Here is a 22940-nt window from a genome sequence, read left to right as displayed (position 1 = left end):
GTCGACGGCCTCGTCGCCACGGTCACCGTCGGCAGCGCGTACGGTGGGATTCCGTTCGCTGCACGCGCGAAGGCCGGACCACCCGATGTCTCGACCGCGTATGACCTCCCGGATCCCGACCAGGGAGGCGTGTGTATGGTGTGCAACGAAGAAAGGACCCCAGTGGCTAACGGCAAGAAGCTCGTCATCGTCGAGTCCCCGACGAAGATGAAGTCGATCCAGGGATACCTCGGCGACGGTTACGAAGTGCTCAGCTCGGTCGGGCACATCCGCGACCTCGCTTCCAAGAAGGAGATCCCCGCCGACAAGAAGGCGGCCTACGGCAAGTACTCCATCGACGTCGAGAATGACTTCGATCCGTACTACGTCGTCAACGACCGCAAGACCAAGACGGTCGCCGAGCTCAAGCGCGCCCTCAAGTCCGCCGACGAAGTCCTGCTCGCAACCGATGGTGACCGCGAAGGCGAAGCCATCGCGTGGCACCTGCGCGAGGTCCTCAAGCCCAAGGTTCCCGTCCGCCGCATGGTGTTCCACGAGATCACCAAGGACGCCATCCAAGACGCCGTCAACCACACGCGCGAGCTCGACGAGTCCCTCGTCGACGCACAGGAAACCCGCCGCGTCCTCGACCGCCTCTATGGGTGGGACGTCTCGCCCGTGCTGTGGCGCAAGGTCGGATCGGGCCGTGAGGGCACCGCGCTCAGCGCCGGCCGCGTGCAGTCCGCCGCCACACGCATGGTCGTCGAGCGTGAGCGCGAGCGCATGGCGTTCGTCTCGGCGTCGTACTGGGACGTCGAGGCGCTGGCATCCAAGTCCGGCTCGTCGTTCATGACGCGTCTGAACCGTCTCGACGGCGCCCCGCTGGCCCGCGGTGGCGACTACGACGACAACGGGAAGCTCAAAAAGGCCGTCGTCGTGCTCGACGAGGCCCAGGCTCGCGCGCTCGCCGCCGACATCGTCGCCGCCGCCAAGGCCACCGTCGCCAAGGTCGAGGCCAAGCCCGGAACCCGCAGCCCCCGTGCCCCCTTCACCACCTCCACGATGCAGCAGGAGGCGGGACGCAAACTCTCGATGAGCGCCAAGCACGCCATGGGCGTCGCTCAGCGTCTCTACGAGAAGGGGTTCATCACCTATATGCGTACGGACTCCACCGCACTGTCGACGCAGGCCGTGAAGGCCGCGCGCGAGCAGGCGGTGGCGCTGTACGGCGACAAGGCCGTGCCCGCCAACCCCCGCGTGTACCGCAGCAACTCCAAGAACGCGCAGGAGGCGCACGAGGCCATCCGTCCCTCGGGCGAGCACTTCCGCACGCCCGCGTCGCTGGCGTCGTCGCTCGACCGTGACGAGCAGAAGCTGTACGACCTCATCTGGAAGCGCACCGTCGCCAGCCAGATGTCGGATGCCAAGTACGAGACCACCACGGTCACCCTCGCCGTCCAGGCGGGGGAGAAGTACGCCGAGTTCACCGCGTCGGGCACCGTGTACACGTTCAAGGGGTTCCTCGAGGCGTACGAAGAGGGCAACGACGAGAAGCGCAACGACGAGGACGCCGACCAGTCGCTCCCCGCCGTGGCCGTCGGCGACGAGCTCGCCATCAGCGATGTCGAGCCCAAGGGGCACAGCACCTCGCCGAAGCCGCGCTACACCGAGGCGAGCCTGGTCAAGGCGCTCGAAGAGAAGGGCATCGGTCGTCCCTCGACCTTCGCCAGCATCATCGGCGTCATCCTCGACCGCGGATACGTCACCAAGCGTGGTCAGGCGCTCGTGCCCAGCTGGCTCGCCTTCAGCGTCGTGCGTCTGCTCGAACAGCACTTCGCCGACCTCGTCGACTACGACTTCACAGCCGCCCTCGAAGACGACCTCGACGCCATCGCCCGCGGCGAGCAGCGCCGCACCGAGTGGCTCAAGGCGTTCTACTTCGGATCCGACAAGCAGGTGGGGCTGCGTCACATCGTCGAGAATCTCGGCGAGATCGACGCGCGCGAGCTGAACTCGACGCGTATCACCGACACCGCGACCCTCCGCTTCGGCAAGTACGGCCCCTACCTCGAGGTCGTCCAGCCCGGTGCGCCCGAGGATGCCAAGCCGCGCATCGTCAACATCCCCGAAGACCTCGCGCCCGACGAGCTCACGCCTGAGAAGGCGCAGGAGCTCATCGACGCGCCCATCGCGGGCGACCGCGTTCTCGGTGAGAACCCGGAGAACGGCAAGCTCGTCGTCGTCAAGGACGGTCGGTTCGGCCCCTACGTTCAAGAGGTCGACGCCGAGGAGCCCGAAGAGGTCGACCAGGCCACCGGTGAGGTCGTCGAGGCCCCGAAGAAGCGCGGAGCCAAGAAAGAGGCTGCCCCCAAGCCCCGCACGGCCTCGCTGTTCCGCTCGATGTCCGTCGACACGATCGACCTCGACACCGCGCTGCAGCTGCTGTCGCTCCCGCGCGTCGTGGGTGCCGACCCGACCTCGGGCGAAGAGATCACCGCCCAGAACGGTCGCTTCGGCCCGTACCTGAAGAAGGGCACCGACTCGAGGTCGCTCGACTCCGAGGCCCAGATCTTCGACATCACCCTCGAAGACGCCCTCGCCAAGTACGCCGAGCCCAAGTACGGCGCCCGGCGCGCATCGAGCGCCCTCAAGGAGTTCGAGGCCGACCCCGTCAGCGGCAAGCCGATCAAGCTCAAGGACGGCCGTTTCGGCCCGTACGTCACGGACGGCGAGACGAACGCCACGGTGCCGCGCGGAGAGGACGCGATGGCCATCACCTTCGAGCGGGCCGTCGAACTCATCGCCGACAAGCGCGCGAAGGGTCCCGCCCCCAAGCGTGCCGCGGCGAAGAAGACGACGACCACGCGCAAGGCCCCGGCGAAGAAGTCGTGACGACCGAACCCTCTCGGCCGCCGCACGCCCCGCGTGCGGCGGCAGCCGGGGGACCGGGGCTGTTCCTCACCTTCGAAGGCGGTGACGGCGCGGGCAAGACCACCCAGGCCGTGCTGCTCGAGGACTGGCTCCGCACCCAAGGTCGTGAGGTCGTGCGCACGCGCGAACCCGGCGGCACCGACGTCGGCGTCCGCATCCGCGACATCGTCCTGCACCACCGCGGACACATCGCCCCGCGTGCGGAGGCGCTGCTGTACGCGGCCGACCGCGCGCACCACATCGAGACGGTGGTCCAGCCCGCGATCGCGCGAGGCGACGTCGTCATCCAGGACCGCTACCTCGACTCCTCCGTCGCGTACCAGGGAGCCGGCCGCGTGCTCGACGCCGACGACGTGCGGGAGCTGTCGCTCTGGGCCACCGGCGGACTGCTTCCCGACCTGACCGTTCTCCTCGACCTCGACCCCGCGTCGGCGCGAGCGCGGCTGGACGCGGACGACAAGCCCTTCGACCGCCTCGAGGCGGAGAAGGCCGAGTTCCACGAACGCGTCCGCGCCGCGTTCCTCGCCCTGGCCGCCGCCGAGCCCGAGCGTTTCCTCGTCCTGGATGCCACCGAGCCCCCGCCCGCGTTGGCCGAGAAGGTGCGTGCGGCCGTGGCATCCCGTCTCTCATGACGCCTTCGCTCGCCGGTCCTCAGCCGATCAGCAGCGGCCGTGTCGGCAGCCACGATTAGGGTGGAACCCATGTCGGCCGCTGTGGAATCCCCCGCGCGAACCGTCGGGGCGCCCTTCCCGTGGGACGCCGTGTGGGGGCAGACCGAGGCCGTCGAGACGCTTCGTGCCGCCGCCGACGATCCTGCCGCGCTCGCCCACGCGTGGCTCATCACCGGGCCCCCCGGATCGGGCCGGTCGACTCTCGCCTACGCTTTCGCGGCTGCGCTCATCGCCGACCCCGGCGACGAGGCCGCCCAGCGGCAGGTGCTCGCACGCACCCACCCCGATCTCACGGCTCTGCGCACCGAGCAGGTCGTCATCCGCATCGACGAAGCGCGCCGCCTCGTCGAACGCGCCTCGTTCGCGCCGTCGCTCGGGCGCCACCGCGTGATCGTCGTCGAAGATGCCGACCGCATGGCCGAGCGCACGTCGAATGTGCTGCTCAAGGCCCTCGAAGAGCCGCCGGAGCAGACCGTCTGGGTCCTGTGCGCGCCGAGCGACGCCGACCTGCTGCCCACCATCCGCTCCCGGGTCCGCGTCCTGCGCCTGCGCGAGCCGTCCGTCGCCGACGTCGCCTCCCTCATCGTCGAACGCACCGGCGTCACCGCCGACGTCGCGGAAGAGTCGGCTCGTCATGCCCAGCGCCACATCGGAATGGCGCAGCGCCTCGCGACCGACGACGACGCCCGCGCCCGTCGCGCCGAGACGCTGTCCGCCGTCCTCGCCGTCCGCGGCATCAGCGACGCCGTCGACGTCGCCGGGCAGATCGTGCGCCTCGCCACCGACGACGCCAAGGCCCTGACCGCGACCCGCGACGAAGAGGAGCGCCGCTCGCTGCTGCGCACCCTCGGGGTCGCCGAGGGTGCCGCGGTGCCGCCGAGCGTGCGGGGCCAGCTGAACGCCCTCGAAGACGACCAGAAGCGCCGGGCCACCCGGAGCCTCCGCGACGGCATCGATCGCGTCCTCACCGACCTCCAGTCGCTCTTCCGCGACGTCGTCATGCTGCAGTACGGGCGCGACGGCGACCTCGTCAACGAGGAAAGGATCGACGACCTCCGCTCCCTCGCCGCGGAATGGACACCCGCGCGCACCCTCGGCGTCCTCGACCGCATCACCGACACCCGCCGTAACCTCGAGCAGAACGCCGCTCCGCTCCTGGCGCTCGAGAGCCTGTTGATCACCGTCGCGAACGGATCCGCGCCGTGAGCCTCCGTCGCCGACTCGCCACGGCCGTAGCCGGTGTCGCGGCGCTCGCCGTGGCGCTCTCCGGATGCCTCTACGCTCAGATCCCGCCCATGGCGCCCGGGGGCGGGGCATCCCTCGCACCGCAGACCGACGGAGTGTCCGCCGAACTCCTGCCGTACTACGGGCAGACCCTGGACTGGCAGGAGTGCGGGACCGGGCTCGATTGCACCACGGTCACGGTTCCCCGCGACTACAGCGACCCGAGTGTGGGTGATCTCGACCTCGCGGTCGTCCGCCACCGCGCCTCCTCCGGACAGCCGATCGGTTCGCTCCTGACCAACCCGGGCGGCCCCGGAGCAGCCGGCGTCTCTCTCATGAAGCAAGCGCTGTCGATCCTCGTCGACGACAAGCTCACCCAGGCCTACGACGTCATCGGTTTCGATCCGCGAGGAGTCGGCGAGTCCACCGCGGTCACCTGTTACGACCCGCCGCAGCTCGACGCCTACCTCTACGACATCCCGCCCGGGGCGCGAGGGAGCGAAGAGCGCCAAGCGGCCCTCGACAAGCGCGCCGCGGACTTCGCCAAGGCCTGCGAAGACCGCAGCGACGGCATCCTGCCCTACATCACCACCGACAACTCCGCTCGCGACATGGACGTACTCCGTGCCGTCCTCGGCGACCCCAAGCTCAACTACCTCGGGTTCTCGTACGGTACGTTCCTCGGTGCCACCTACGCCGGCCTGTTCCCGGAACGCGTCGGCCGGATGGTGCTCGACGGCGGCATCGACCCGAGCGTGTCGGGTTCCGACACGTCGTTGCGTCAGGCCATCGGCTTCGAGCAATCGCTTCGCGCCTTCATGGCGGACTGTCTCCGCACCAGCGAGTGCCCCTTCGCGGGAAGCGTCGACGACGCCATGTCCGACGTGTCCGCCCTCCTGGCCCGCGTCGACGCGCGACCGATCACCGCGTCCGATGGGCGCCAGCTCGGTGGCGACACCCTGATGACCGCCATCACCGCGGCGCTCTACAGCGAAGAAAGCTGGGCGTACCTGCGCTCCGCCCTGACCGACGTCAGCAACGGGCGTGCCGACGTCGCTTTCCAACTCGCCGACTTCTACACCGGACGCCTCGGGGATCGCTACGACGGCAACACGATGGAAGCCTTCGTCGCGTACAACTGCATGGACTATCCCGACGAGGGAACGGATGCCGACGTCGCCGCGCTCCAGGCGAAGCTCGACGCCGCAGCTCCCGTCGTCGCCCCGTACTGGGCCGGCGGCGGCGACCCCTGCGCCTCGTGGCCCGCGCCGCCCACCGGTGTGCGCCAGCCGATCACCGCACCGGGATCACCGCCCATCGTGGTGATCGGAACGACGGGCGACCCCGCGACGCCGTACGACGGTGCGCAGAGTCTGGCCTCGCAGCTCGCCCAAGGCATCCTCGTGACGAACGTCGGCGAGGGGCACTTGGGATACAACAAGGGCAACGCGTGCGTCACCGACGCCGTCGACGCTTACCTCATCGACGGAACCGTCCCCGAGAACGGGCTCCGCTGCGGCTGACGTCGGCCTGCGTGCCCCGGGGCAGGCGAGCGCTCGATCGGTCGCGGAACGTAGGCTTGTCGATGTCCCCGCCCGAAGGAGCACCATGACCACCCCCGACCTGGCCACCTACATCGACCACACCCTGCTCAAGCCAGAGGCGACGCGAGCCGACGTCGAGCGCACCATCGCCGAGGCTGCCGAACTCGGCACCTACAGCGTGTGTTTGTCGCCGTCGTTCCTTCCCGTCGAGGTGCCGGAGGGGCTGAAAGTCGCCGTGGTCTGCGGCTTCCCCAGCGGTAAGCACCACGCCGAGGTCAAGGCGACAGAGGCGGCGCTGTCGGTCGCGCAGGGCGCTGACGAGATCGACATGGTCATCGATATCGGAGCCGCGATCGAGGGCCGCTACGAGGTCGTCGAGGCGGAGATCCGTGCCGTCCGCACCGCCGTGCCCGCCCCGACCGTGCTCAAGGTGATCATCGAGTCCGCCGCGCTCACCGATGAGGCGATCGTCGCGGTCTGCGAGGCCGCCGTCGCCGCGGGTGCCGACTTCGTGAAGACGTCGACCGGGTTCCACCCCGCGGGCGGAGCCAGCGTCCACGCTGTCGAGCTCATGAAGCGCACGGTCGGTGACCGCGCCGAAGTCAAGGCATCCGGGGGCATCCGCACCCGCGCCGCGGCCGAGGACATGATCGCCGCCGGTGCGACCCGTCTCGGCCTGTCATCGAGCCGTGACATCCTCGCCGACCGCTCCGCGACCGGCGACTACTGACCCTCGGCCCGATTCGTCCGGCGGACCGGTGACCATGTAAGATCGATGATCGTGCACGCGTCAGCGCCCGCACGCCGCCTTAGCTCAGACGGCAGAGCGATTCACTCGTAATGAATAGGTCAAGGGTTCGATTCCCTTAGGCGGCTCCGAACGACGAAGGCCCCCGGATCACCTGGAAACAGGCGGACCGGGGGCCTTTTGTCGTTCGCTCACGCCTACCTGGCAACGGGCGGACCACGTCGGGAGGGTGTCGCCCCGGCCGATAGGCTGAAGCCTCACCCGTCGCGCCACGCGCGGAGATCGTCGCCCCGCCCGCAGGAGCCCCCGTGTCGAACGTCGTCGATATCGTGATCGAGCTGTTCACCTGGGTGGGCCTCGGAGCCGGCATCCTCTTGGCCATCGCCGCTCTGATCCTCTACGTCGCCGACGGGACCTGGGTGCCCGTGCGTGCCGTGGTCGAGGATGTCGATGACCACCGGGTGGTTCGCTGGTTCGATGAGCACGGGGGAGTCAACGAGGCACCGCTCTCGCCCCACGACGATGCGCGGATCGGTGCCGCCGACATGGCCGACGTCTACGCGCGTCGCGGCTCGCGGCACCGCATGCGGCTGACGCCATCGTCGCCCCTAGTGCGCTTCGTCGGACTGCTCGCCATCGGAGTCCTCAGCCTCGGCGCGTTGGCCTTCGCCCTTTCGGTCGTGCTTCTTTTCGCGCGCGGGTGACCGGTCCGGCCCTCGCCGTCGAGCGTAGGCTCGACGCATGAGCCGGGCACTGTTCATCGTCGACGTCCAGAACGATTTCACCGAACGCGGAGCCCTCGGGGTGGTCGGGGGCGACGAGGTCGCCGAACGCATCTCGCGGTATCTCGACGCCCACGCGGACGACTATGCGGTCGTCGTCGCCTCGAGGGACTGGCACCACGGCGATGACGACAACGGTGGTCATTTCGCGGCGGAGCCGGACTTCGTCGACACCTGGCCCGTGCACTGCGTCGGAGGAACCTACGGCGCTGACTACGACGAGGTGTTCGACACGCGCCGGGTCACCCACCACCTGAAGAAGGGGCAGGGAAAGCCCGCCTACTCCCTGTTCGAGGGAGTGACGGACGACGGTCTGACCGCCGACGACATCCTGAACCAGTACGCCATCGGCGACATCGACGTCGTCGGCATCGCGACCGACTACTGCGTGCGGGCCTCGGCGCTCGATGCGCTCGCGGCCGGACGCACCGTGCGGGTGCTCACCGACCTGATCGCGGGCGTGCACCCCGATTCCAGCGCCGCGGCGTTGTCCGAGATCGAGTCGGCGGGGGCGCGCCTCACTCGTTCGGAGTGATCTCTGCCTCGGCGCGGGGGATCGTGAGGGTCACGCTCGTTCCCACCCCGAGCTCGCTGGAGATCCGTACGGTGCCCCCGTGCTCCTGCGCGATCTGTCGGACGCTCGCCAGGCCGATTCCGCTGCCGCCGTCATGCGGGTCGGCGAGACGTCCTCGTTCGCCTTCGTCGAGTACCGACCGGAGATCGTCGGGGTGGATGCCTCGCCCCCGGTCGCGCACGCGCACGGTCGCTCCCTCGTCGGTCTCGTAGACCTCCACGTCGATGACGTCGTCGGAGTACTTCGCCGCGTTCTCGAGCACGTTGGCCACCGCGCGGCGGAGGCTCAGGACGTCGCCCACCACGGGAACGGCATCCATCTGGCCGAGGGCGACTCGATCCGCCGCGTCACCGGGCAGGACCAGCGCGATCGCACCGCGGGTGACGAGGTCCATCGTCGCCCGGCTGCGCCCACCCTCGGGGCGGGAGTTCGCGTCGGCCATCAGGGCTTGCGCCATCGCGACGAGGTGGTCGCTGGCCTCGCCGGCGAGTTGAAGGAGCCGGTGATCGGCAGGGAGTTCATCGGCCAGGAGATCGAGGTAGCCGCGCAGCGCGGTGACGGGCGAGAGCAGATCATGGGCGAAGGTGCGCTGGAGGGTCGCCTTCTCGTCCGCACTCCGCTTCTCGCTGGTCAGGTCGCGCACGATCTTGACAAACCCGAGCACCTGGCCGGACTCGCTGCGGATCGCCGAGATGGTCACGCTCGCCCAGAACTCCCTGCCGTCCTTGCGAACGCGCCACCCGGTGTCCTCGACGTGTCCGTCGCGCTGCGCGGCTGCGAGCAGACGGTCGGGGAGGCCGCGACCGCGATCGTCATCCCGGTAGAACCGCGAGAAGTGCTCACCGATGATCTCGTTCTCGGCGTACCCCTTGATGAGTTGGGCGCCGAGATTCCACCCGCGTACGACACCGCCGCCGTCGAGCTTGACGATCGCGAACTGGTCGACCTGCCCGTCCCAGTCGGCGGGTAACGCCCGCCTCAGGCTAGCGATGGGTCGACCGTCCACGGGAGAGGGATGGTGAGGGCCACGGTAAGACCCGTCGTGCTCGGCGACGCTCACGGGCGCACGCCGATGACCGGGAGAATGCTTGCTGAAGGCATGAGCCGATCATGCCGGGGCCACGCGCGCAAGACCACCGCTTGACACGAACCGTGCCATGGCCGTTACGCGCAATGTCAGCTCACCGTGACCAGCGTGCGCTGCCATCCGCTGGAGCCGTTCGGCGCGATCGCCGCCGGCTCCTGGATCTGCACGTTGCCCTGCTTGTCGGTCGCGCGGACCGAGATGTAGTGCGTGCCGGGCTGGGCGTCCCACTCGAGCATCCACTGGACCCAGGACTGGTCGTTGATCGGCGTCGATAGCGTCGCCTGCTGCCATTCGCCGTTGTCGATGCTCACCTCGACGGTCTTCACGCCGATCGGTTGCGCCCAGGCCATTCCCGCGATCGGGACCTTGCCTGCCGGGACGGGCGAGCCGATCTTGGGCGTGTCCACGCGCGACGACATCTTGATGGGGGCCTCGGCGGAGTACCCGCGGGGTGTCCAGTACGCCTCCATCTGGTCGAACCGGGTGACCGTGAGCTTCGTCACCCACTTCGTCGCCGAGACGTAGCCGTACAGACCGGGAACGACCATGCGCACCGGGAAGCCGTGCTCGAACGGAAGCGGTTCGCCGTTCATGGCCACCGCGAAGATGGCATCCAGTCCGTCATCGGTCAGCGACGACAGGGGAGTGGATGCCGTGAACCCGTCGACGCTCTCGGAGAGCACCATGTCGGCGTCGCCCTGGGGGGAGGCGAGCCGGAGCACGTCGCGGATCGGCACGCCCTGCCAGATCGCATTGCCGACGAGCCCTCCGCCGACCTCGTTCGAGACGCACGTGAGGGTCACGCCGTACTCGTCCAGACCCATGTTGACCAGGTCGTCGAAGGACAGCTCGACGGGCGTGTCGACCATGCCGTCGATGGTCAGGCGCCAGGTCGACGGGTCGACATTCGGCACGGTGAGGGCGGTGTCGACACGGTAGAAGTCGGCGTTCGGCGTGATCAGCGGCGAAAGCCCGGGGACGTCGAGAGACGCGCCCTCGGGGACGGTGACGGTGCTGCGCACGGCCGGGAGGCGGAGAGCGTCGCGAGCGGCCGCTACCGACGCCGTGGCCGCGTTCACCACACGGGCGCCGACACCGACGACGATGGCCGTCGCCGCGCTGATGCCCGAGAGCAGGAAGAAGCCCCGTCGGCTGACGCCCGCCGCCTGCGCATCGCCGGCGGCCGCCGCGGTCGACCAGCGACGCAGACGACGGCTGAGGATCAGCAGCAGCGCGACGCCCGCGATGGTTCCGAGGACAGGCGGAAGCCAGGCGAGACCGGTGGCTCCCGCACGCGTGACGATCGCGACCGTGGCCAGGACACCGCCCACGCCGAGCAGGATCGCGCCGACCGGACGGAATCGGTACTCCAGCACACCCGCGACGGCGGCGGCGACAGCGGCCCCCAGGCCGACACCGGCGAGGAGGGCGATCTTGTCGGACTCGCCGAAGACGGTGATCGCGAACTCCTTGAGGGGGCGCGGCACGATGTCGACGATGACCGATCCGACGGCCAGGACGGGGCTCGCCGAACGCGCGACCAGCACCGCGAACAGTTCGGCGACGGCGAGCAGCGCGGCGGCGGAGGTGAGCCCGGCCAGCGCGGCCCAGAACCAGCCTCGAGGACGACGGACCGTGGTCGGCTCGTCGGTGCGGGTGGCGGTGTCGGTGGTCATGGCATCCCTCTCCGTGTCGACGACACGCAAAGCGCCGCCGTCATGGGTCTATTCGGAGCGGGGGCGGGAACGGATGCCGCGCGGTGACGGATCCGCGACGTCGACGCGCCACCGCGCGTCGTCTCGGGCCGAATCCGTCGGGCGGACCCCGCGGCACACCGGGAGTCGAACGGCCCGCCGCTACGCTGTGACACATTCGCCCGGTGGCATCCGCCCGCTCGCGCGAGGGGAGCCCGCTGTGACCGACGTCGTCCGCTGGCTCGCCGCGCTCTCGACGCTCGTGGGCCTAGGGCTCAGTCTCGGCCTCAATCCCGCGCTCTATGCCGCGACCGCCGACGTGCTGGCGCAGAACACTCGAGTCGCGAGGCGAATCGGCTGGATGATCGGCGGCCTCGCCGTCGGGGCGACGCTCCTGTACGCGCTGCTGCAGAGCTTCGATCCGACCGCTCTGGTCACCGCGGCCGAGGAGCGCACGACGGACGCCCTGCGGGACGCCCGAGTGGATGCCGTGGCGGGTGCGCTCTTCCTGACCGCCGCCGCCGGAGTGGCCGGATGGAAGCTGCGCGAGCCGATCCGCCGTCCCCGAGCCGCGACCGCCGCTCCCCGGACGCGCACGTGGAGCTACTTCCTCCTCGGCCTCGGCTGTTCGGTCGTCGGGTTCACGACCCTGCCCATCATGTACATGACCGGGCGGGTGACCGAGGGAGTCACGGGAGACCCGGTCCTGCGACTCGCGGCGTTCGCGGTGTTCCTCGTGGCGCTCGCCGCTCCGTTCGCGGGGCTGGCCGGTGCGTGGTCGCTCTTCCCCTCGGCGGCATCCCGCGTGGAGGGGTTCTACGGTCGGCTGGCGCGCACCGATCATCGCTGGCTGTACGCCGGTGTTCTCGCGGTCGCCGGGATCGCGTGCCTCGTGGTCGCGCTGCTGCCGATGCCCTGACAGCATCGGCAGCAGCGCGTCTCACCGGTGTGTGATGTCGGTGATCGTGCCCTTCGCCAGGCGCAGCCGTCGCCGCGCGCGGCGGGCCACGGCCGAGTCGTGCGTGACGACGACGAGAGTCAGCCCCTCGGTGTTGAGCGTTTCGAGCACGTCCAGGATCTCGTCGCGCATGTGTTCGTCGAGGTTGCCCGTCGGCTCGTCGGCCAGCAGGACTCGCGGCTGCTTGGCCACGGCGCGGGCGATCGCGACGCGCTGCTGCTGACCGCCCGAGAGCTCTCCGGGCCGATGGTCGTGCCGGTCGGCGAGCCCGACGCGCTCGAGAGCTTCCGCGACCCGCCGTCGGCGCTCCTGCCGGTCGAGGCCGAGCGGCTCCAGTCCCATGTCGACGTTCTCGGCGGCGGTGAGGGTGGGGATGAGATTGAACCCCTGGAACACGAATCCGATCTCGGCGGCGCGCACTCGGCCGAGCTGGTCGTTCGAGGCCTGGGCGACGTCGAGATCGCCGAGTCGCACGGCCCCCGACGTCGGGCGGTCCAGTGCCCCGAGGATCTGCAGCAGGGTCGACTTGCCGCCGCCGGTGGGACCCTGGATGGTGACGAAGTCCCCAGCCGTGATCTCGAGATCGATCCCGGCCAGCGCCGTCACGGAGCGTTCTCGCTGCCGGTACGTGCGCGTGACGCCTTCGAGGCGGTAGGCCATCGCGTTCGCCGCGGTGGCGTCGCTGGAGGATGCGGTTGTCATGGTCACGATGTCTTCTCCTTGGGTGAGGGTGTCCGTCAGGCGACGGAGCGGAGGGCGGCGGCGGGGCTGAGGCGCGCGGCGCGCCAGCCGCCGAACGCCCCCGCGAGCACTCCGCCGAGGACGGCGATGCCTACTGCCGCGACCACGATCACGGGCGTGACGGGAGCGTGCAGGACGATGTCGGTGGCCTGGGCTGCCGCCTGTCCGAAACCGCCGCCGCCGAAGCCGCCACCTCCCGGACCGCGCCCGGCGCCCGGGCCGTTCTCGCCGCTGGCGGAGGCGGTGACCGAGATCGTGGGAGAGATCACGTTCACCAGAAGGATGCCGCCGAGGCCGAGGATCAGGCCCGCGGCGCCCCCGATGAGTCCTTGCACGAGCGACTCCCCGGCGACCTGCCGGACGACCCGGCCGTTGGACCAGCCGATGGCTTTGAGGGTGCCGAACTCTCGGGTGCGGCGCGCGACACCGGAGAGGGTGAACAGCACCGCCAGGGCGACGGCGACGACGAGCACCACGATGGACAGCCAGGTACCGAGGTTCGTGATGAGGGATGAGGCGCTCGAGAGGGATCCGGAGACGGTCGAGGCGAGCTGCGACTGCGAGCTCACGGTCGCGTCGGGGAGAGCTGCCTGCACCTCGCTCTGCACGGTGCCGATGGCATCCGCCGACGTGGCTTGGACGTACACGGTCGAGACGACGTCGCCGGCACCGGAGAGCGACTGGGCAACATCGAGGGGCAGATAGACGTTCGCGGCGGTGTCGGCGTCGGCCGATGCCGAGGCGACGATACCGACGATCTGCATGGCGGTGCCGCCGACGTCGATGGTGCCGCCGACGGTGAGGCTGTTGCTCGCGGCGTAGGTCGCGTCCACCACCGCGACGTTCGCGCCGGCGTCGGAGGCGGTGAGGGCGCGGCCGTCGGAGACGGTGACCGAGGACAGGGGGCCGACGGTCGCGGCAGGGTCGACGCCGAGCACGCTGAACGACTGGATGTCGAAAGCGCTCCCGCCTTCGCCACCCGCGGGTGGTCCGTTCTGTTCGCCGCTCTCGGTTCCGGATGGGGCACTGCGGTCGGGGATCTGCCCCGAGAACGTGGTGTTGGTCAGGGACAGCGCTCCGGTGGCTGCGGCGACGCCGTCGATCTCGGCGACCGTCGTCACCGTCGAGGCATCGAGGTTCGCCCTCAGGAAGTCGGTGATCAACCGCGACTGACTCAGCGAGGTGGTTCCGTCCTGCGAGGATCCGTCGCCTTCCCCGAAGTCGAAACGAGGTCCTCGCTGCCCCTCGGTCGGCTCGGTCTGGGCACCGGTCACGGTGAGGTCGGTCCCCACCCCGTACACGGATGCCAGTGCCTGGGTCTGAGCGTCTCGCACCCCCGCGGAGAGGGCGTTGACGACGATCACGAGGGCGATCGCCACGGCGAGTCCGACGGCGACGATCACGGTCTGCTTGGTGCGGCCCGCGAGTTCGCGCCGCAGGTACGTCCAGTACATGGTTCTCCTTCTCGGCGCGGAGTGCGGCCGTGGCCCCGAAAGTAGGGACGGCGCCCTCACCGATCCCTCAGCGTTGCTATGAAGCGCATATGCGGGTGGTTCGATCGCCCTCGAACGCGTGGCATGCGGGGCCGGGACACGGCATGCTGAGGCACATGTCCGCCCCGAGACCCCCGTTGACCCGCCCCGACGGCTCTCCCGTGCGCGCCGTGGTGGTGGATGACGAGGTGAACCTCGGCGAGCTGCTGCGGATGGCGATGGGAGCCGAGGGGTGGGATGCGCGCGCGGTCACGAACGCACGCGACGCGATGGACGTCATCCGTGATTTCGACCCCGACCTGCTCGTCCTCGACGTGATGATACCCGGGCTCGACGGTGTCGAGCTGCTGACGCGTCTGCGGGCCGCGGGCAATGACGTCCCCGTGCTCTTCTTGACCGCCAAGGATGCCGTCGAGGATCGCATCGCCGGCATCGCCGCCGGCGGAGACGACTACGTCACCAAGCCGTTCAACCTCGAGGAGGTGATCCTGCGTCTGCGGGGCATGGCTCGACGTCACGTCGCCGCCGCGGCGGCCGCAGACACCCTTCTTCGCGTCGGTGACCTCGCGCTCGACGAGGACGCGTACGAGGTCGAGCGGGGAGGCATCCCGGTCAAACTCACCGCGAAAGAGTTCGAGCTGCTGCGGTATCTGATGCAGAACACGCGCCGGGTCGTCAGCAAGGCGCAGATCCTGGATGCCGTGTGGGGATACGACTTCGGCGGCGACAGCGGCGTCGTCGAGATCTACATCTCGTATCTCCGCCGCAAGATCGACGCGGGCCGGGAACCTCTCATCCACACCGTGCGCGGGGTCGGCTACACGATCAAGGCGTCGTGAGTCGCCGGCCGCCCACTCTGCAGCGCGTGCTCGTCGTGGGGGCGAGCGCGCTGGTGGCTCTCGCGATCGTGGTGATGTGTCTCGCGACGCTCACGGCTCTCCGCGCCTTCGTGTACGACCGGCTGGACGAGCAGGTCTCCGCCACGCTGCAGTTCGCCGCGCAACGTGACGGCGGGACGCCCGGGGACTTCGTGCCCGGGAGGTCCGGATCCGGAGCCGCGCCGACTCCGAGCGCTGTCGCGCCGAGCGGGCGGCCGGCTCCCCGGTCAGGGTCGCTGCAGGCCGTCGTCGACAGCGGGGGCGAGCCGCGCTTCTCCGGGTACGTGGGTGCGGACGGCTCCGAGGTCGCGCTCACCGACGCGCAGATCGCGGCGCTGATGTCGGCCGTGCGCCCCGGCGACCCACCGACGACCGTCGATCTCGGCGGCGACCTCGGGTCCTTCCGGGCAGTCGCTCGCGCGACGTCCGACGGTAGCACTGTCATCTCCGGGCTGTCGCTCGCCGATGCCGACGCGACCACCCGGGCACTGACCGCGATCCTGGTCGCGGTCGGTGCCCTCACCCTCGTGTCCGCCGTCGCGGGTCTGTCGTGGTTCGTCCGCCGGAGCCTCCGCCCGCTCGATCGCGTCGCCGCCGTTGCCCAACGCGTGTCCGAGCGTTCTCTCGAACGGGGAGACGTCGACATCCCCGATCGCGTGGATGCCGCCGACACCGATTCCGGCACGGAGATCGGTCGCGTGGGCGCATCGTTGAACGACCTCCTCGGGCGCGTGCAGTCGGCCCTGGCCGCGCGCGAGCACAGCGAGAGCGAGCTCCGCCGGTTCATCGCGGATGCCAGTCATGAGCTCCGCACGCCCCTCGCGAGCGTCCGCGGCTACGCGCAACTGTCGCTCGCGGACACCGAACCGATGACGGCTTCCCAGCGTCGCTCGCTGGAGCGCATCGAGTCCGAGGCCCGACGGATGGGGACGCTCGTCGAGGACCTGCTCCTCCTCGCCCGCCTCGATGCGGGCCAGCGGTTGCGCGACGACGACGTGGAGCTGCCGCTGCTCGCGGTGGATGCCGTGAGCGACGCCCAGGCCGTCGACCGCGATCGGGAGTGGCGCCTGGAGATCGCCGCGGATGCGCCGCTCACCGTCCCCGGCGACGAGGACCGCCTCCGCCAGGTCATCGCCAATCTGCTGCGAAACGCCCATACCCACACTCCGCCGGGGACCGTGGTCACGACCTCGGTGTTCCCCGACGGAGAAGAGGCCGTCCTCCGCGTCTCGGACACCGGTCCGGGAATCGATGGGCTGGTCGCCGACCGCCTGTTCGAACGCTTCGCGCGCGGCGACGAGTCGCGCAACCGCGACGCGGGCAGCACCGGCCTGGGGCTTTCGATCGCGCAGGCCATCGTCCTCGCCCACGCCGGGACGATCGCCGTCGACAGCCGCCCGGGCGCGACGACGTTCGAGGTGCGTCTGCCGGCGGGGAGGGGCCTCGATGGCCGGGGGACGGTGAGCTAGCGGCTCCGTCAGGACCGCGGCCCACCGGGCGACGACACGGCCGAGGCGGTCGTGGCATCCACCGCCACCGCGAGGGTCCCGACGTAGCCGTTGGCCGCATCTCCCGCGAAGCTCGCCATCTCCAGCGCGTAGCCGTCGGAGAACACGTTGTCGTTGTCGATGCTGCCGAGGTCGGCAAGGTTCGCGGCCGACCCCGTGTACGCGGAGTCCCGGTAGACAGCGTCGAGCATGTCCCTCGGGAACGCCACCTGCGATGTCGCGATCTGGTTCGTCACGGTCGTGGCCGACGCGGCATCCGGGTACACCTCGAAGTGGATGTGCGTCCACCGACCGCTGTAGCAGCCGGGAACGACCGTCGTGAACGTCACGCGCCCCTGTGCGTCGGCCACCTGGATGCCACGGAGGTACGTCTCGTTCACGATCGCCTCCGAGTACATCGAGTACTGGCCCTGGGCGTCGCAGTGCCAGACGTAGACGGCGGCGCCGGCGTACGCGGTGTTGCCGTTCGCGAGATCGCTCAGCGTGAAGGTGAAGGTGAGCGGGATGCCATCGGCGGTGGCGCCGCCGTCGAGGCTCGAGCGGATGTCGCTGCGGAGCATCCCCGAACGTTCGAGCACGTTGACACCGTTGGTTCCGTCGGCGGGGTAGGGGCCGTTCGTTTCCTGGGGGATCTCGTCCGTCGCGAATGCCGCGGTCGACGCGGTTGCCGACGGGGTCGGTGTCGAGGTCGGGGTGGTCGTGGGGGAGGGGGTGGCGAGAACGGCCGCGTCGCTCTGCGGCGTGCACGCGGCGAGGATCGTCGCACCCGCGCCCAGGCCCACCAGCCCGAGGAGCCCGCGTCGGCCCACCATGGTCCGAAGGTCGAACCCCGCTCCTTGGTCGACGACTTCGTCGCCGGGTCGGTCGAGCAGGCGGCCTTCGTAGGCGGGACCGAGGGGCGTCTGGTCGGGTTCGGGGATGCGGTTCATGTCGGGCTCCTGAATGCCGGTGGGTCGGGGACGCCGTCAGCATGCGCGGCCCGGACTCGTGGCATCCTCACCGTTGCTATGGGATTCCTCCGCTCCGTGGATTCCTCCTCTTCTCCGCGCGAGTGCCGCGGTCTACGGTGAGCGTGAACCGTCGCACTCCCGGAAGGATGCCGCCATGTCCACCGCGCTCGTCGTCTACATCTCGTTCGCCGGCCACGCCCGAGAGGCGATGACCTTCTACCAGTCGGTCTTCGGGGGCGAGCTGACGATCGCGACGTTCGCCGACTTCGGCATGACCGACGCCCCCGCCGACGGGGTGATGCACTCCGAGCTCCGTGCCGAGGGATTCACGGTCATGGGGGCGGATGCCTTCGGAGAACCCACCGAGGGGTGGGGGAAGAATCGCGTGCACGCCGCGTTCATGAGCGACGAGATCGATCGCGTCTCGGGGTTCTACGACAGCTTCGTGGAGCGTGGTGCCGAGGTCGTCCAGCCGCTCGAGAAGCAGGTCTGGGGCGATTTCTACGGCGAACTCGTCGACCCGTGGGGCGTCGCCTGGATGTTCAACATCGCGGCGCCGGACGGTTGGGCGAAGAGCGGAAGCTGAGCTAGCGGCTCCGCCCCTCCACGAACGCGCGCACCGCAGCCGCGACCTCGGCCGACGCCGGGTACACGTGCTCCGCGCCGGGGAACGCGCCCTCGCGCACCTCCCGCGCATAGGCCTCGACGCCCTCGACCATCGCGTCGCCGACGGCGCCGTAGCGCTTGACGAACACGGGAGCCCGACCCTCGGTGATCCCGAGCAGGTCGTGCTGCACGAGCACCTGACCGTCCGCGGTGCCCGCTCCGATGCCGATGACCGGGATGCGAAGCGCTCGCCGGATCTCCTCGACGACATCGGCCGGAACGGCTTCGATCACGACCGCGAACGCTCCGGCATCCTGAACGGCCATCGCGTCGCGCGCCACGCGGATCGCGTCGTCGGCCGTGCGGCCCTGCGCGCGGAGACCGCCGAGGGCCGTGGCCGTCTGCGGCGTGAGGCCGACGTGGCCCACGACGGGGATGCCGGCATCCACGATCGCCCGCAGTCGCGAGAGCCGTGCGGGATTCGCGCCCTCGAGCTTGACGGCGTCGGCACCGGCTTCGTGCACGAAGCGCACGGAGGTCGCCACCGCCTGCTCGTCGCTGAGCTCGGTGGTGCCGAACGGGAGGTCGCACACGACGAGAGGGGTGTGCACCGCCCGGCGGACGGCCTTGGCGAGCATGAGCATCTCGTCGAGCGTCACCGAGGTCGTGTCGGGGAGGCCGAGCACCACCTGGGCGCCGGAGTCACCGACCAGCACCATGTCGACGCCCGCGCGTTCGGCGACGCGCCCCGAAACGAAGTCGTAGGCGGTGACCATGACGATCGGCGTTCCGGCGTCGGCGAGCTCGCGGAGCCGCCGCAGCGTGACCTTCGGACCCGTCATGCGTGGCTCCTCTCGGCCGGGTTCAGGACGATGCGATCGTCGACGCCGGGCGCCAGCACCACGTTGTCGATCAACCGCACGTCTCCGACGCGCACGGCGAGCGCGAGCAGCGCGGGGCGCTCGATCTCCGTGATCGGCTGGAGGCTGTCGGCATCCACGATCTCGACGTACTCGGGGTCGAGGTCTACCGCGGTCAGCTCGACGCGCACGGCGTCCGTGAGGCGCTGAGGGTCCCGGATGCCACGGGCGAAGGCATCCTGGGCTGCCCGCAGCCCGCGCGGGATCGCGGCCGCGAGCGCACGGTCGGCGGGGGAGAGGCGCGTGTTGCGACTGGACCGCGCGAGGCCGTCCGCGTCGCGAGAAGTGGGACGCGTGACGATCTCGACCGGGATGCCGAGGTCGGCGACCATCCGGCGGACGACGACGACCTGCTGGGCGTCCTTCGCGCCGAAGTAGGCGCGGTCGGGCTGGACCGCGAGCAGCAGCTTGGCGACGACCGTGGCGACCCCGTCGAAGTGCGCCCGCCCGCGCTCCGCGCCCTCGAGCGTGCCGGTGATCGCCCCGCCGACCGACACCGTCGTGGCGAACCCGGTCGGGTACATCTCGGACACTGACGGAGCGAAGACGACGTCGACGCCCGTCTCGGCCGCGAGGGCCACGTCAGCGGACTCGGTACGCGGGTAGGCGTCCAGGTCGGCGGCCTCGCCGAACTGCGTCGGGTTGACGAAGATCGACAGCACGACCGTGCCGTTGTCCTCCCGGGCGGCACGCAGCAGCGAGAGGTGGCCCTCGTGCAGAGCGCCCATCGTCGGCACGAACCCGACGCCATCGCCCCGGCGCGGCGCGAGGACGTCGCGGAGCTCGGCGACGGTCCGCACGATCCGGGGGCTCACGAGGCCGCCGTCCTTCCGGCGTGCTGCGTCGCGGCCAGGTCGTGCGTCGCGTTCACGAGAGCGTCGAAGAGTGCGAGGCGATCGGGCAGCCGCTCGGCGATGGCCGCGCGCTGCCGCGCGACGGTCGCCGTGTCGCCGCGCGAGACGGGTCCAGTGAGGGCGGATTCCGCCCCGCGCTCGGCCCAGTTCTCTACGGCGGCGCGCACGAGCGGGACGAGCGCGTCGCGGTCGACGCCGGCGGTGGCGGCGAGGTCTTCCGCCATCCCCTCGAGCGTGACGAGGAAGTTCGCGGCGATCGACGCGGCCGCGTGGTACGCCGCCCGATCGTCGTCGCGCACCGTGACCCCGGTCATCCCGAGCACGTCGGCGAGGGCTTCGGCGACCGCGTGCGCGCGCGGGGTCGTGCCGGCCAGCGCCGCGGTCACCCCCGAGAAGGACGCTCCGGCGCCCGTCACGGTCATCAGGGGATGGATGCCGAAAGCCTCATGCGGCGCGAGCACCGAAAGGTCGAGTGCACCCGAGAGGTGCCCGACGAGTCGGCCCGGGGCGATGGCCCGCGCGGCGTCGACGATCGCGGCATCCGGAACCGCGAGAAGGACGATCCCGGCATCCGCGCCGTGCTCGCCGCGGCCGGCGGGGCCGACCACGGGCACGCCGGCGTCGGCGAGGGCCTCGGCGAGTGCGCGGCCCATCCGGCCGTCGCCGACGATGAGCACCGGTGCATCGAGCCGGAGGGCGGAGAGCGAGGAGAAGGTCTTCATGATGTGGGGCGGTGGCCCGCACGTGCGGCTACGCCGCATGCCAGCGTATCCCCTCACGGTCGACCGAAGGCGGCAAGGGGAATGGCCGCACGCGCTGCACGGATTTCGGGCCTTGGCAACCATGTGGCGGTTTCGCTCACGGGGGTGTGTTGTCGGAGTCCGCAATCTGAGAGGCGGCGCCATGTCGGCTCGCACCACGCTCGTCCCACACCTGCACGACCTCGGCCGCACGGGGCGCCCGTGACACCGGACACGGCGCGAAAGACCGCCGCGGTGGTGTACAACCCCACCAAAGTGGATATGGACAGCCTCCGCGCCGCCGTGACGGATGCGGCAACCGATGCCGGGTGGTCGGAAACCTCTTGGTACGAAACGTCCGTCGAGGACGTCGGGCAAGGCGTGACCGCGCGAGCGCTCGAGGCCGGCGCCGATCTGATCATCGCCGCGGGTGGTGACGGGACCGTTCGCGCCATCGCGGAGGCGGTCCGGGGCACGACCGTCCCCGTCGCGTTGCTTCCCTCCGGGACCGGCAACCTGCTCGCCCGGAATCTGCACCTCACCCTCAACGACCTGCCTCATTCCGTGCGCACCGCCTTCACCGGAGTGGACAGGCACATCGATCTCGGCGTCATCGACATCGAACGTCAGGACCGCACGCGCACTCGTCACGTCTTCGTGGTGATGGCCGGAATGGGAATCGACGCGAAGATGATCGACAACACCGACGACGACCTGAAGAAGAAGGCGGGGTGGATTGCGTATCTGCGAGCAATCATCGCCTCGCTGCGCGATCCCGACGAACTGCACCTGCGCTTCCGACGGGACGACCGCAAGCCCCAACGCGCGACCGTTCATACCGTCATCCTCGGCAACTGTGGATCCCTCCCCTCCAACATCCTGCTGATGCCCGACGCGGTCGTGGACGACGGCCTTCTCGACCTTCTTCTGATGCGCCCCGGCGGAGCGCTCGGCTGGATCCGCGTGTGGTGGAAGATCGCTTGGATCAACGGGATCGTCCGTCGCACCGCGCCCGGCCGGACGATCGCGGGTGAGCGTCGCAATGACGGTGACCTGCACTACGAAACGGCCACCCGCTTCACCGCCCGACTGTCGCGTCCGGAACAGATCGAGCTCGACGGTGACGCCTTCGGAGAAGCCACCGCTTTCCATGCCTGGATCGAGCCGGGCGCACTCACCATCCGCGTTCCCGAATCCGGGGCCGGGGCGTGACCCGCCAGACTCCTGCACGCCCCACCGCGGAGCGGGTGTCGGATGAATCACATGCCGTCGATCGCTCGGTCACGCAGCGGACAGTCAACGGCCTGACTTTCCGGGCCGTCTCCAGTCACCGGCGCGCGCCGAACGCGCTCGCATTCGTCCTCGTCCACGGACTCGGTACCTCACACAAGTACTTCACGAGACTCCGTCGCGAACTCTCTGCACACGGGGACGTGCACTCGATCGATCTTCCCGGCTTCGGCGGCCTCCCCAAACCCGCCGGGGCGCCGGATGTCGCTGAGATATCGAACGCGCTCGCGACCGTGCTCGAGGATTTGGGGGTGTCCGGCGGGATTCTCGTCGGACATTCCATGGGTGCCCAGTGGGCTGTCGAACTCGCCCTGCAGCATCCCGAGCGGGCATCCGCGGTGGTCGTCTGCGGACCGGTGACCGACCGTCGACATCGCAGCCTGAGCGCTCAGATGCTCTTGCTCGTGACCGATTTTCTGCGGGAACCTCTCGCCCTCAATGTCATGGTGTTCCGTGATTATCTGCGGTGCGGGCCCCTCTGGTACGCCACTCAGGTCCGCCATATGCTCCGCTATCGCCTCGATGAGAGGGTGGCCCTCCTCCGGATGCCTCTCCTCATCGTCCGTGGCAGTGCCGACGTCATCGCCGGCCAACGGTGGTGCACACAGCTGAAAGAGTCCGCTCCCTCGGCAGATGTCGTCGTCATCCCGCGTCACCGGCACCTCGCACAGTTCACCGCGGCCGCCGACGTCGCTCGTCGCATCCATGAGTTCGTGCGCAGAATTCCCGCGTAACCCGCTCAGTCGGGGGTGGCTCGCCTGCTGCGCC

General features: G+C 70.0%; 21 protein-coding genes and 1 tRNA gene. 14 read left to right on the top strand and 8 right to left on the bottom strand.

Features of this window, described 5'->3' with window-relative positions:
• Window positions 1–162: 162 nt before the first annotated feature.
• The 8 genes from topA to AC3WLZ_RS11845 all read left to right on the top strand — a co-directional run bounded on the left by topA (window position 163) and on the right by AC3WLZ_RS11845 (window position 8414).
• Window positions 163–2871 carry a type I DNA topoisomerase gene (gene topA / locus AC3WLZ_RS11880; RefSeq protein ID WP_492470982.1) on the top strand — a complete coding sequence of 903 codons (2709 nt, stop codon included), beginning with the start codon at window positions 163–165 and terminating at the stop codon, window positions 2869–2871.
• A complete protein-coding gene (tmk, locus tag AC3WLZ_RS11875) occupies window positions 2868–3542 on the top strand; it encodes a dTMP kinase (RefSeq protein ID WP_492470150.1) in 675 nt (224 codons plus the stop codon). Before topA ends, tmk begins: the two co-directional genes overlap by 4 nt.
• Before the next feature lie 69 nt (window positions 3543–3611).
• Window positions 3612–4787 carry a DNA polymerase III subunit delta' gene (locus tag AC3WLZ_RS11870; protein ID WP_492470149.1) on the top strand — a complete coding sequence of 392 codons (1176 nt, stop codon included), beginning with the start codon at window positions 3612–3614 and terminating at the stop codon, window positions 4785–4787.
• The gene (locus tag AC3WLZ_RS11865; RefSeq protein ID WP_492470148.1) at window positions 4784–6328 is read left to right on the top strand and encodes an alpha/beta hydrolase; all 1545 of its coding nucleotides are present in this window, start codon (window positions 4784–4786) and stop codon (window positions 6326–6328) included. Before AC3WLZ_RS11870 ends, AC3WLZ_RS11865 begins: the two co-directional genes overlap by 4 nt.
• Before the next feature lie 85 nt (window positions 6329–6413).
• Window positions 6414–7079 (top strand): deoxyribose-phosphate aldolase, encoded by a 666-nt coding sequence (gene deoC, locus AC3WLZ_RS11860; protein ID WP_492470147.1) that lies wholly within the window; start codon window positions 6414–6416, stop codon window positions 7077–7079.
• Window positions 7080–7152: 73 nt separating this feature from the next.
• A tRNA-Thr gene (locus AC3WLZ_RS11855) sits at window positions 7153–7225 on the top strand.
• Between the two features lie 180 nt (window positions 7226–7405).
• Window positions 7406–7801: a hypothetical protein gene (locus tag AC3WLZ_RS11850; protein ID WP_412925132.1), complete on the top strand. Its 396-nt coding sequence runs from the start codon at window positions 7406–7408 to the stop codon at window positions 7799–7801.
• A gap of 37 nt (window positions 7802–7838) precedes the next feature.
• Window positions 7839–8414: an isochorismatase family protein gene (locus tag AC3WLZ_RS11845; protein WP_492470146.1), complete on the top strand. Its 576-nt coding sequence runs from the start codon at window positions 7839–7841 to the stop codon at window positions 8412–8414.
• Here AC3WLZ_RS11845 and AC3WLZ_RS11840 read toward each other — a convergent pair.
• Both AC3WLZ_RS11840 and AC3WLZ_RS11835 read right to left on the bottom strand, forming a co-directional pair.
• Window positions 8398–9459, bottom strand: coding sequence for a PAS domain-containing sensor histidine kinase (locus AC3WLZ_RS11840; protein WP_492470145.1), 1062 nt, complete (start codon window positions 9457–9459; stop codon window positions 8398–8400). The two genes, AC3WLZ_RS11845 and AC3WLZ_RS11840, sit on opposite strands and share 17 nt — an antisense overlap.
• Window positions 9460–9629: 170 nt before the next feature.
• Window positions 9630–11216, bottom strand: a complete 1587-nt coding sequence (locus AC3WLZ_RS11835) for a molybdopterin-dependent oxidoreductase (protein WP_492470144.1) — start codon at window positions 11214–11216, stop codon at window positions 9630–9632.
• Window positions 11217–11454: 238 nt separating this feature from the next.
• Between AC3WLZ_RS11835 and AC3WLZ_RS11830 the strand changes: the two genes are divergently transcribed.
• The gene (locus tag AC3WLZ_RS11830; protein WP_492470143.1) at window positions 11455–12153 is read left to right on the top strand and encodes a hypothetical protein; all 699 of its coding nucleotides are present in this window, start codon (window positions 11455–11457) and stop codon (window positions 12151–12153) included.
• A 21-nt stretch (window positions 12154–12174) separates the two neighbouring features.
• On the opposite strand, the gene AC3WLZ_RS11825 is transcribed toward AC3WLZ_RS11830, so the two are convergent.
• Entirely contained in the window at window positions 12175–12894 is a 720-nt protein-coding gene (locus tag AC3WLZ_RS11825) for an ABC transporter ATP-binding protein (protein WP_492470981.1), read from the bottom strand.
• 35 nt (window positions 12895–12929) lie between these two features.
• Window positions 12930–14387 carry an ABC transporter permease gene (locus AC3WLZ_RS11820; RefSeq protein WP_492470142.1) on the bottom strand — a complete coding sequence of 486 codons (1458 nt, stop codon included), beginning with the start codon at window positions 14385–14387 and terminating at the stop codon, window positions 12930–12932.
• Between the two features lie 155 nt (window positions 14388–14542).
• Between AC3WLZ_RS11820 and AC3WLZ_RS11815 the strand changes: the two genes are divergently transcribed.
• Together AC3WLZ_RS11815 and AC3WLZ_RS11810 are read left to right on the top strand one after the other, a co-directional pair.
• Entirely contained in the window at window positions 14543–15265 is a 723-nt protein-coding gene (locus AC3WLZ_RS11815; RefSeq protein ID WP_492470141.1) for a response regulator transcription factor, read from the top strand.
• Complete coding sequence (locus AC3WLZ_RS11810) at window positions 15262–16773, top strand: sensor histidine kinase (RefSeq protein WP_492470140.1); 1512 nt, start codon at window positions 15262–15264, stop codon at window positions 16771–16773. Before AC3WLZ_RS11815 ends, AC3WLZ_RS11810 begins: the two co-directional genes overlap by 4 nt.
• An 8-nt stretch (window positions 16774–16781) precedes the next feature.
• Here the strand turns inward: AC3WLZ_RS11810 and AC3WLZ_RS11805 are convergent, their stop codons facing one another.
• Entirely contained in the window at window positions 16782–17741 is a 960-nt protein-coding gene (locus AC3WLZ_RS11805) for a dioxygenase family protein (protein WP_492470139.1), read from the bottom strand.
• Between the two features lie 175 nt (window positions 17742–17916).
• On the opposite strand from AC3WLZ_RS11805, the gene AC3WLZ_RS11800 reads away from it, so the two are divergent.
• Window positions 17917–18348 carry a VOC family protein gene (locus tag AC3WLZ_RS11800; RefSeq protein ID WP_492470138.1) on the top strand — a complete coding sequence of 144 codons (432 nt, stop codon included), beginning with the start codon at window positions 17917–17919 and terminating at the stop codon, window positions 18346–18348.
• Between the two features lies 1 nt (window position 18349).
• Here the strand turns inward: AC3WLZ_RS11800 and panB are convergent, their stop codons facing one another.
• From panB to AC3WLZ_RS11785, 3 genes are read right to left on the bottom strand one after another with little or no spacing between them, the layout of a single operon-like run.
• Window positions 18350–19210, bottom strand: a complete 861-nt coding sequence (gene panB, locus AC3WLZ_RS11795) for a 3-methyl-2-oxobutanoate hydroxymethyltransferase (protein ID WP_412925122.1) — start codon at window positions 19208–19210, stop codon at window positions 18350–18352.
• Window positions 19207–20103, bottom strand: a complete 897-nt coding sequence (gene panC, locus AC3WLZ_RS11790) for a pantoate--beta-alanine ligase (protein ID WP_492470137.1) — start codon at window positions 20101–20103, stop codon at window positions 19207–19209. Before panC ends, panB begins: the two co-directional genes overlap by 4 nt.
• Window positions 20100–20864 carry a DUF2520 domain-containing protein gene (locus tag AC3WLZ_RS11785; protein WP_412925120.1) on the bottom strand — a complete coding sequence of 255 codons (765 nt, stop codon included), beginning with the start codon at window positions 20862–20864 and terminating at the stop codon, window positions 20100–20102. Before AC3WLZ_RS11785 ends, panC begins: the two co-directional genes overlap by 4 nt.
• A 240-nt stretch (window positions 20865–21104) precedes the next feature.
• Between AC3WLZ_RS11785 and AC3WLZ_RS11780 the strand changes: the two genes are divergently transcribed.
• Together AC3WLZ_RS11780 and AC3WLZ_RS11775 are read left to right on the top strand one after the other, a co-directional pair.
• Window positions 21105–22094 (top strand): diacylglycerol/lipid kinase family protein, encoded by a 990-nt coding sequence (locus AC3WLZ_RS11780; RefSeq protein WP_492470136.1) that lies wholly within the window; start codon window positions 21105–21107, stop codon window positions 22092–22094.
• Window positions 22091–22906, top strand: coding sequence for an alpha/beta fold hydrolase (locus tag AC3WLZ_RS11775; protein WP_492470135.1), 816 nt, complete (start codon window positions 22091–22093; stop codon window positions 22904–22906). Before AC3WLZ_RS11780 ends, AC3WLZ_RS11775 begins: the two co-directional genes overlap by 4 nt.
• Window positions 22907–22940: the final 34 nt, after the last annotated feature.

The organism is Microbacterium sp. FW305-3-2-15-F-LB2 (assembly GCF_058787255.1).
This window is presented reverse-complemented; position numbering and strand designations above follow the sequence as displayed.

Coding starts and splice junctions, on each gene's coding strand:
- AC3WLZ_RS11870 (WP_492470149.1), top strand. CDS start 3,612: ATGTCGGCCGCTGTGGAATCCCCCGCGCGAACCGTCGGGGCGCCCTTC.
- deoC (WP_492470147.1), top strand. CDS start 6,414: ATGACCACCCCCGACCTGGCCACCTACATCGACCACACCCTGCTCAAG.
- AC3WLZ_RS11845 (WP_492470146.1), top strand. CDS start 7,839: ATGAGCCGGGCACTGTTCATCGTCGACGTCCAGAACGATTTCACCGAA.
- AC3WLZ_RS11835 (WP_492470144.1), bottom strand. CDS start 11,216: ATGACCACCGACACCGCCACCCGCACCGACGAGCCGACCACGGTCCGT.
- AC3WLZ_RS11825 (WP_492470981.1), bottom strand. CDS start 12,894: ATGACAACCGCATCCTCCAGCGACGCCACCGCGGCGAACGCGATGGCC.
- AC3WLZ_RS11820 (WP_492470142.1), bottom strand. CDS start 14,387: ATGTACTGGACGTACCTGCGGCGCGAACTCGCGGGCCGCACCAAGCAG.
- AC3WLZ_RS11815 (WP_492470141.1), top strand. CDS start 14,543: ATGTCCGCCCCGAGACCCCCGTTGACCCGCCCCGACGGCTCTCCCGTG.
- AC3WLZ_RS11805 (WP_492470139.1), bottom strand. CDS start 17,741: ATGAACCGCATCCCCGAACCCGACCAGACGCCCCTCGGTCCCGCCTAC.
- AC3WLZ_RS11800 (WP_492470138.1), top strand. CDS start 17,917: ATGTCCACCGCGCTCGTCGTCTACATCTCGTTCGCCGGCCACGCCCGA.
- panB (WP_412925122.1), bottom strand. CDS start 19,210: ATGACGGGTCCGAAGGTCACGCTGCGGCGGCTCCGCGAGCTCGCCGAC.
- AC3WLZ_RS11785 (WP_412925120.1), bottom strand. CDS start 20,864: ATGAAGACCTTCTCCTCGCTCTCCGCCCTCCGGCTCGATGCACCGGTG.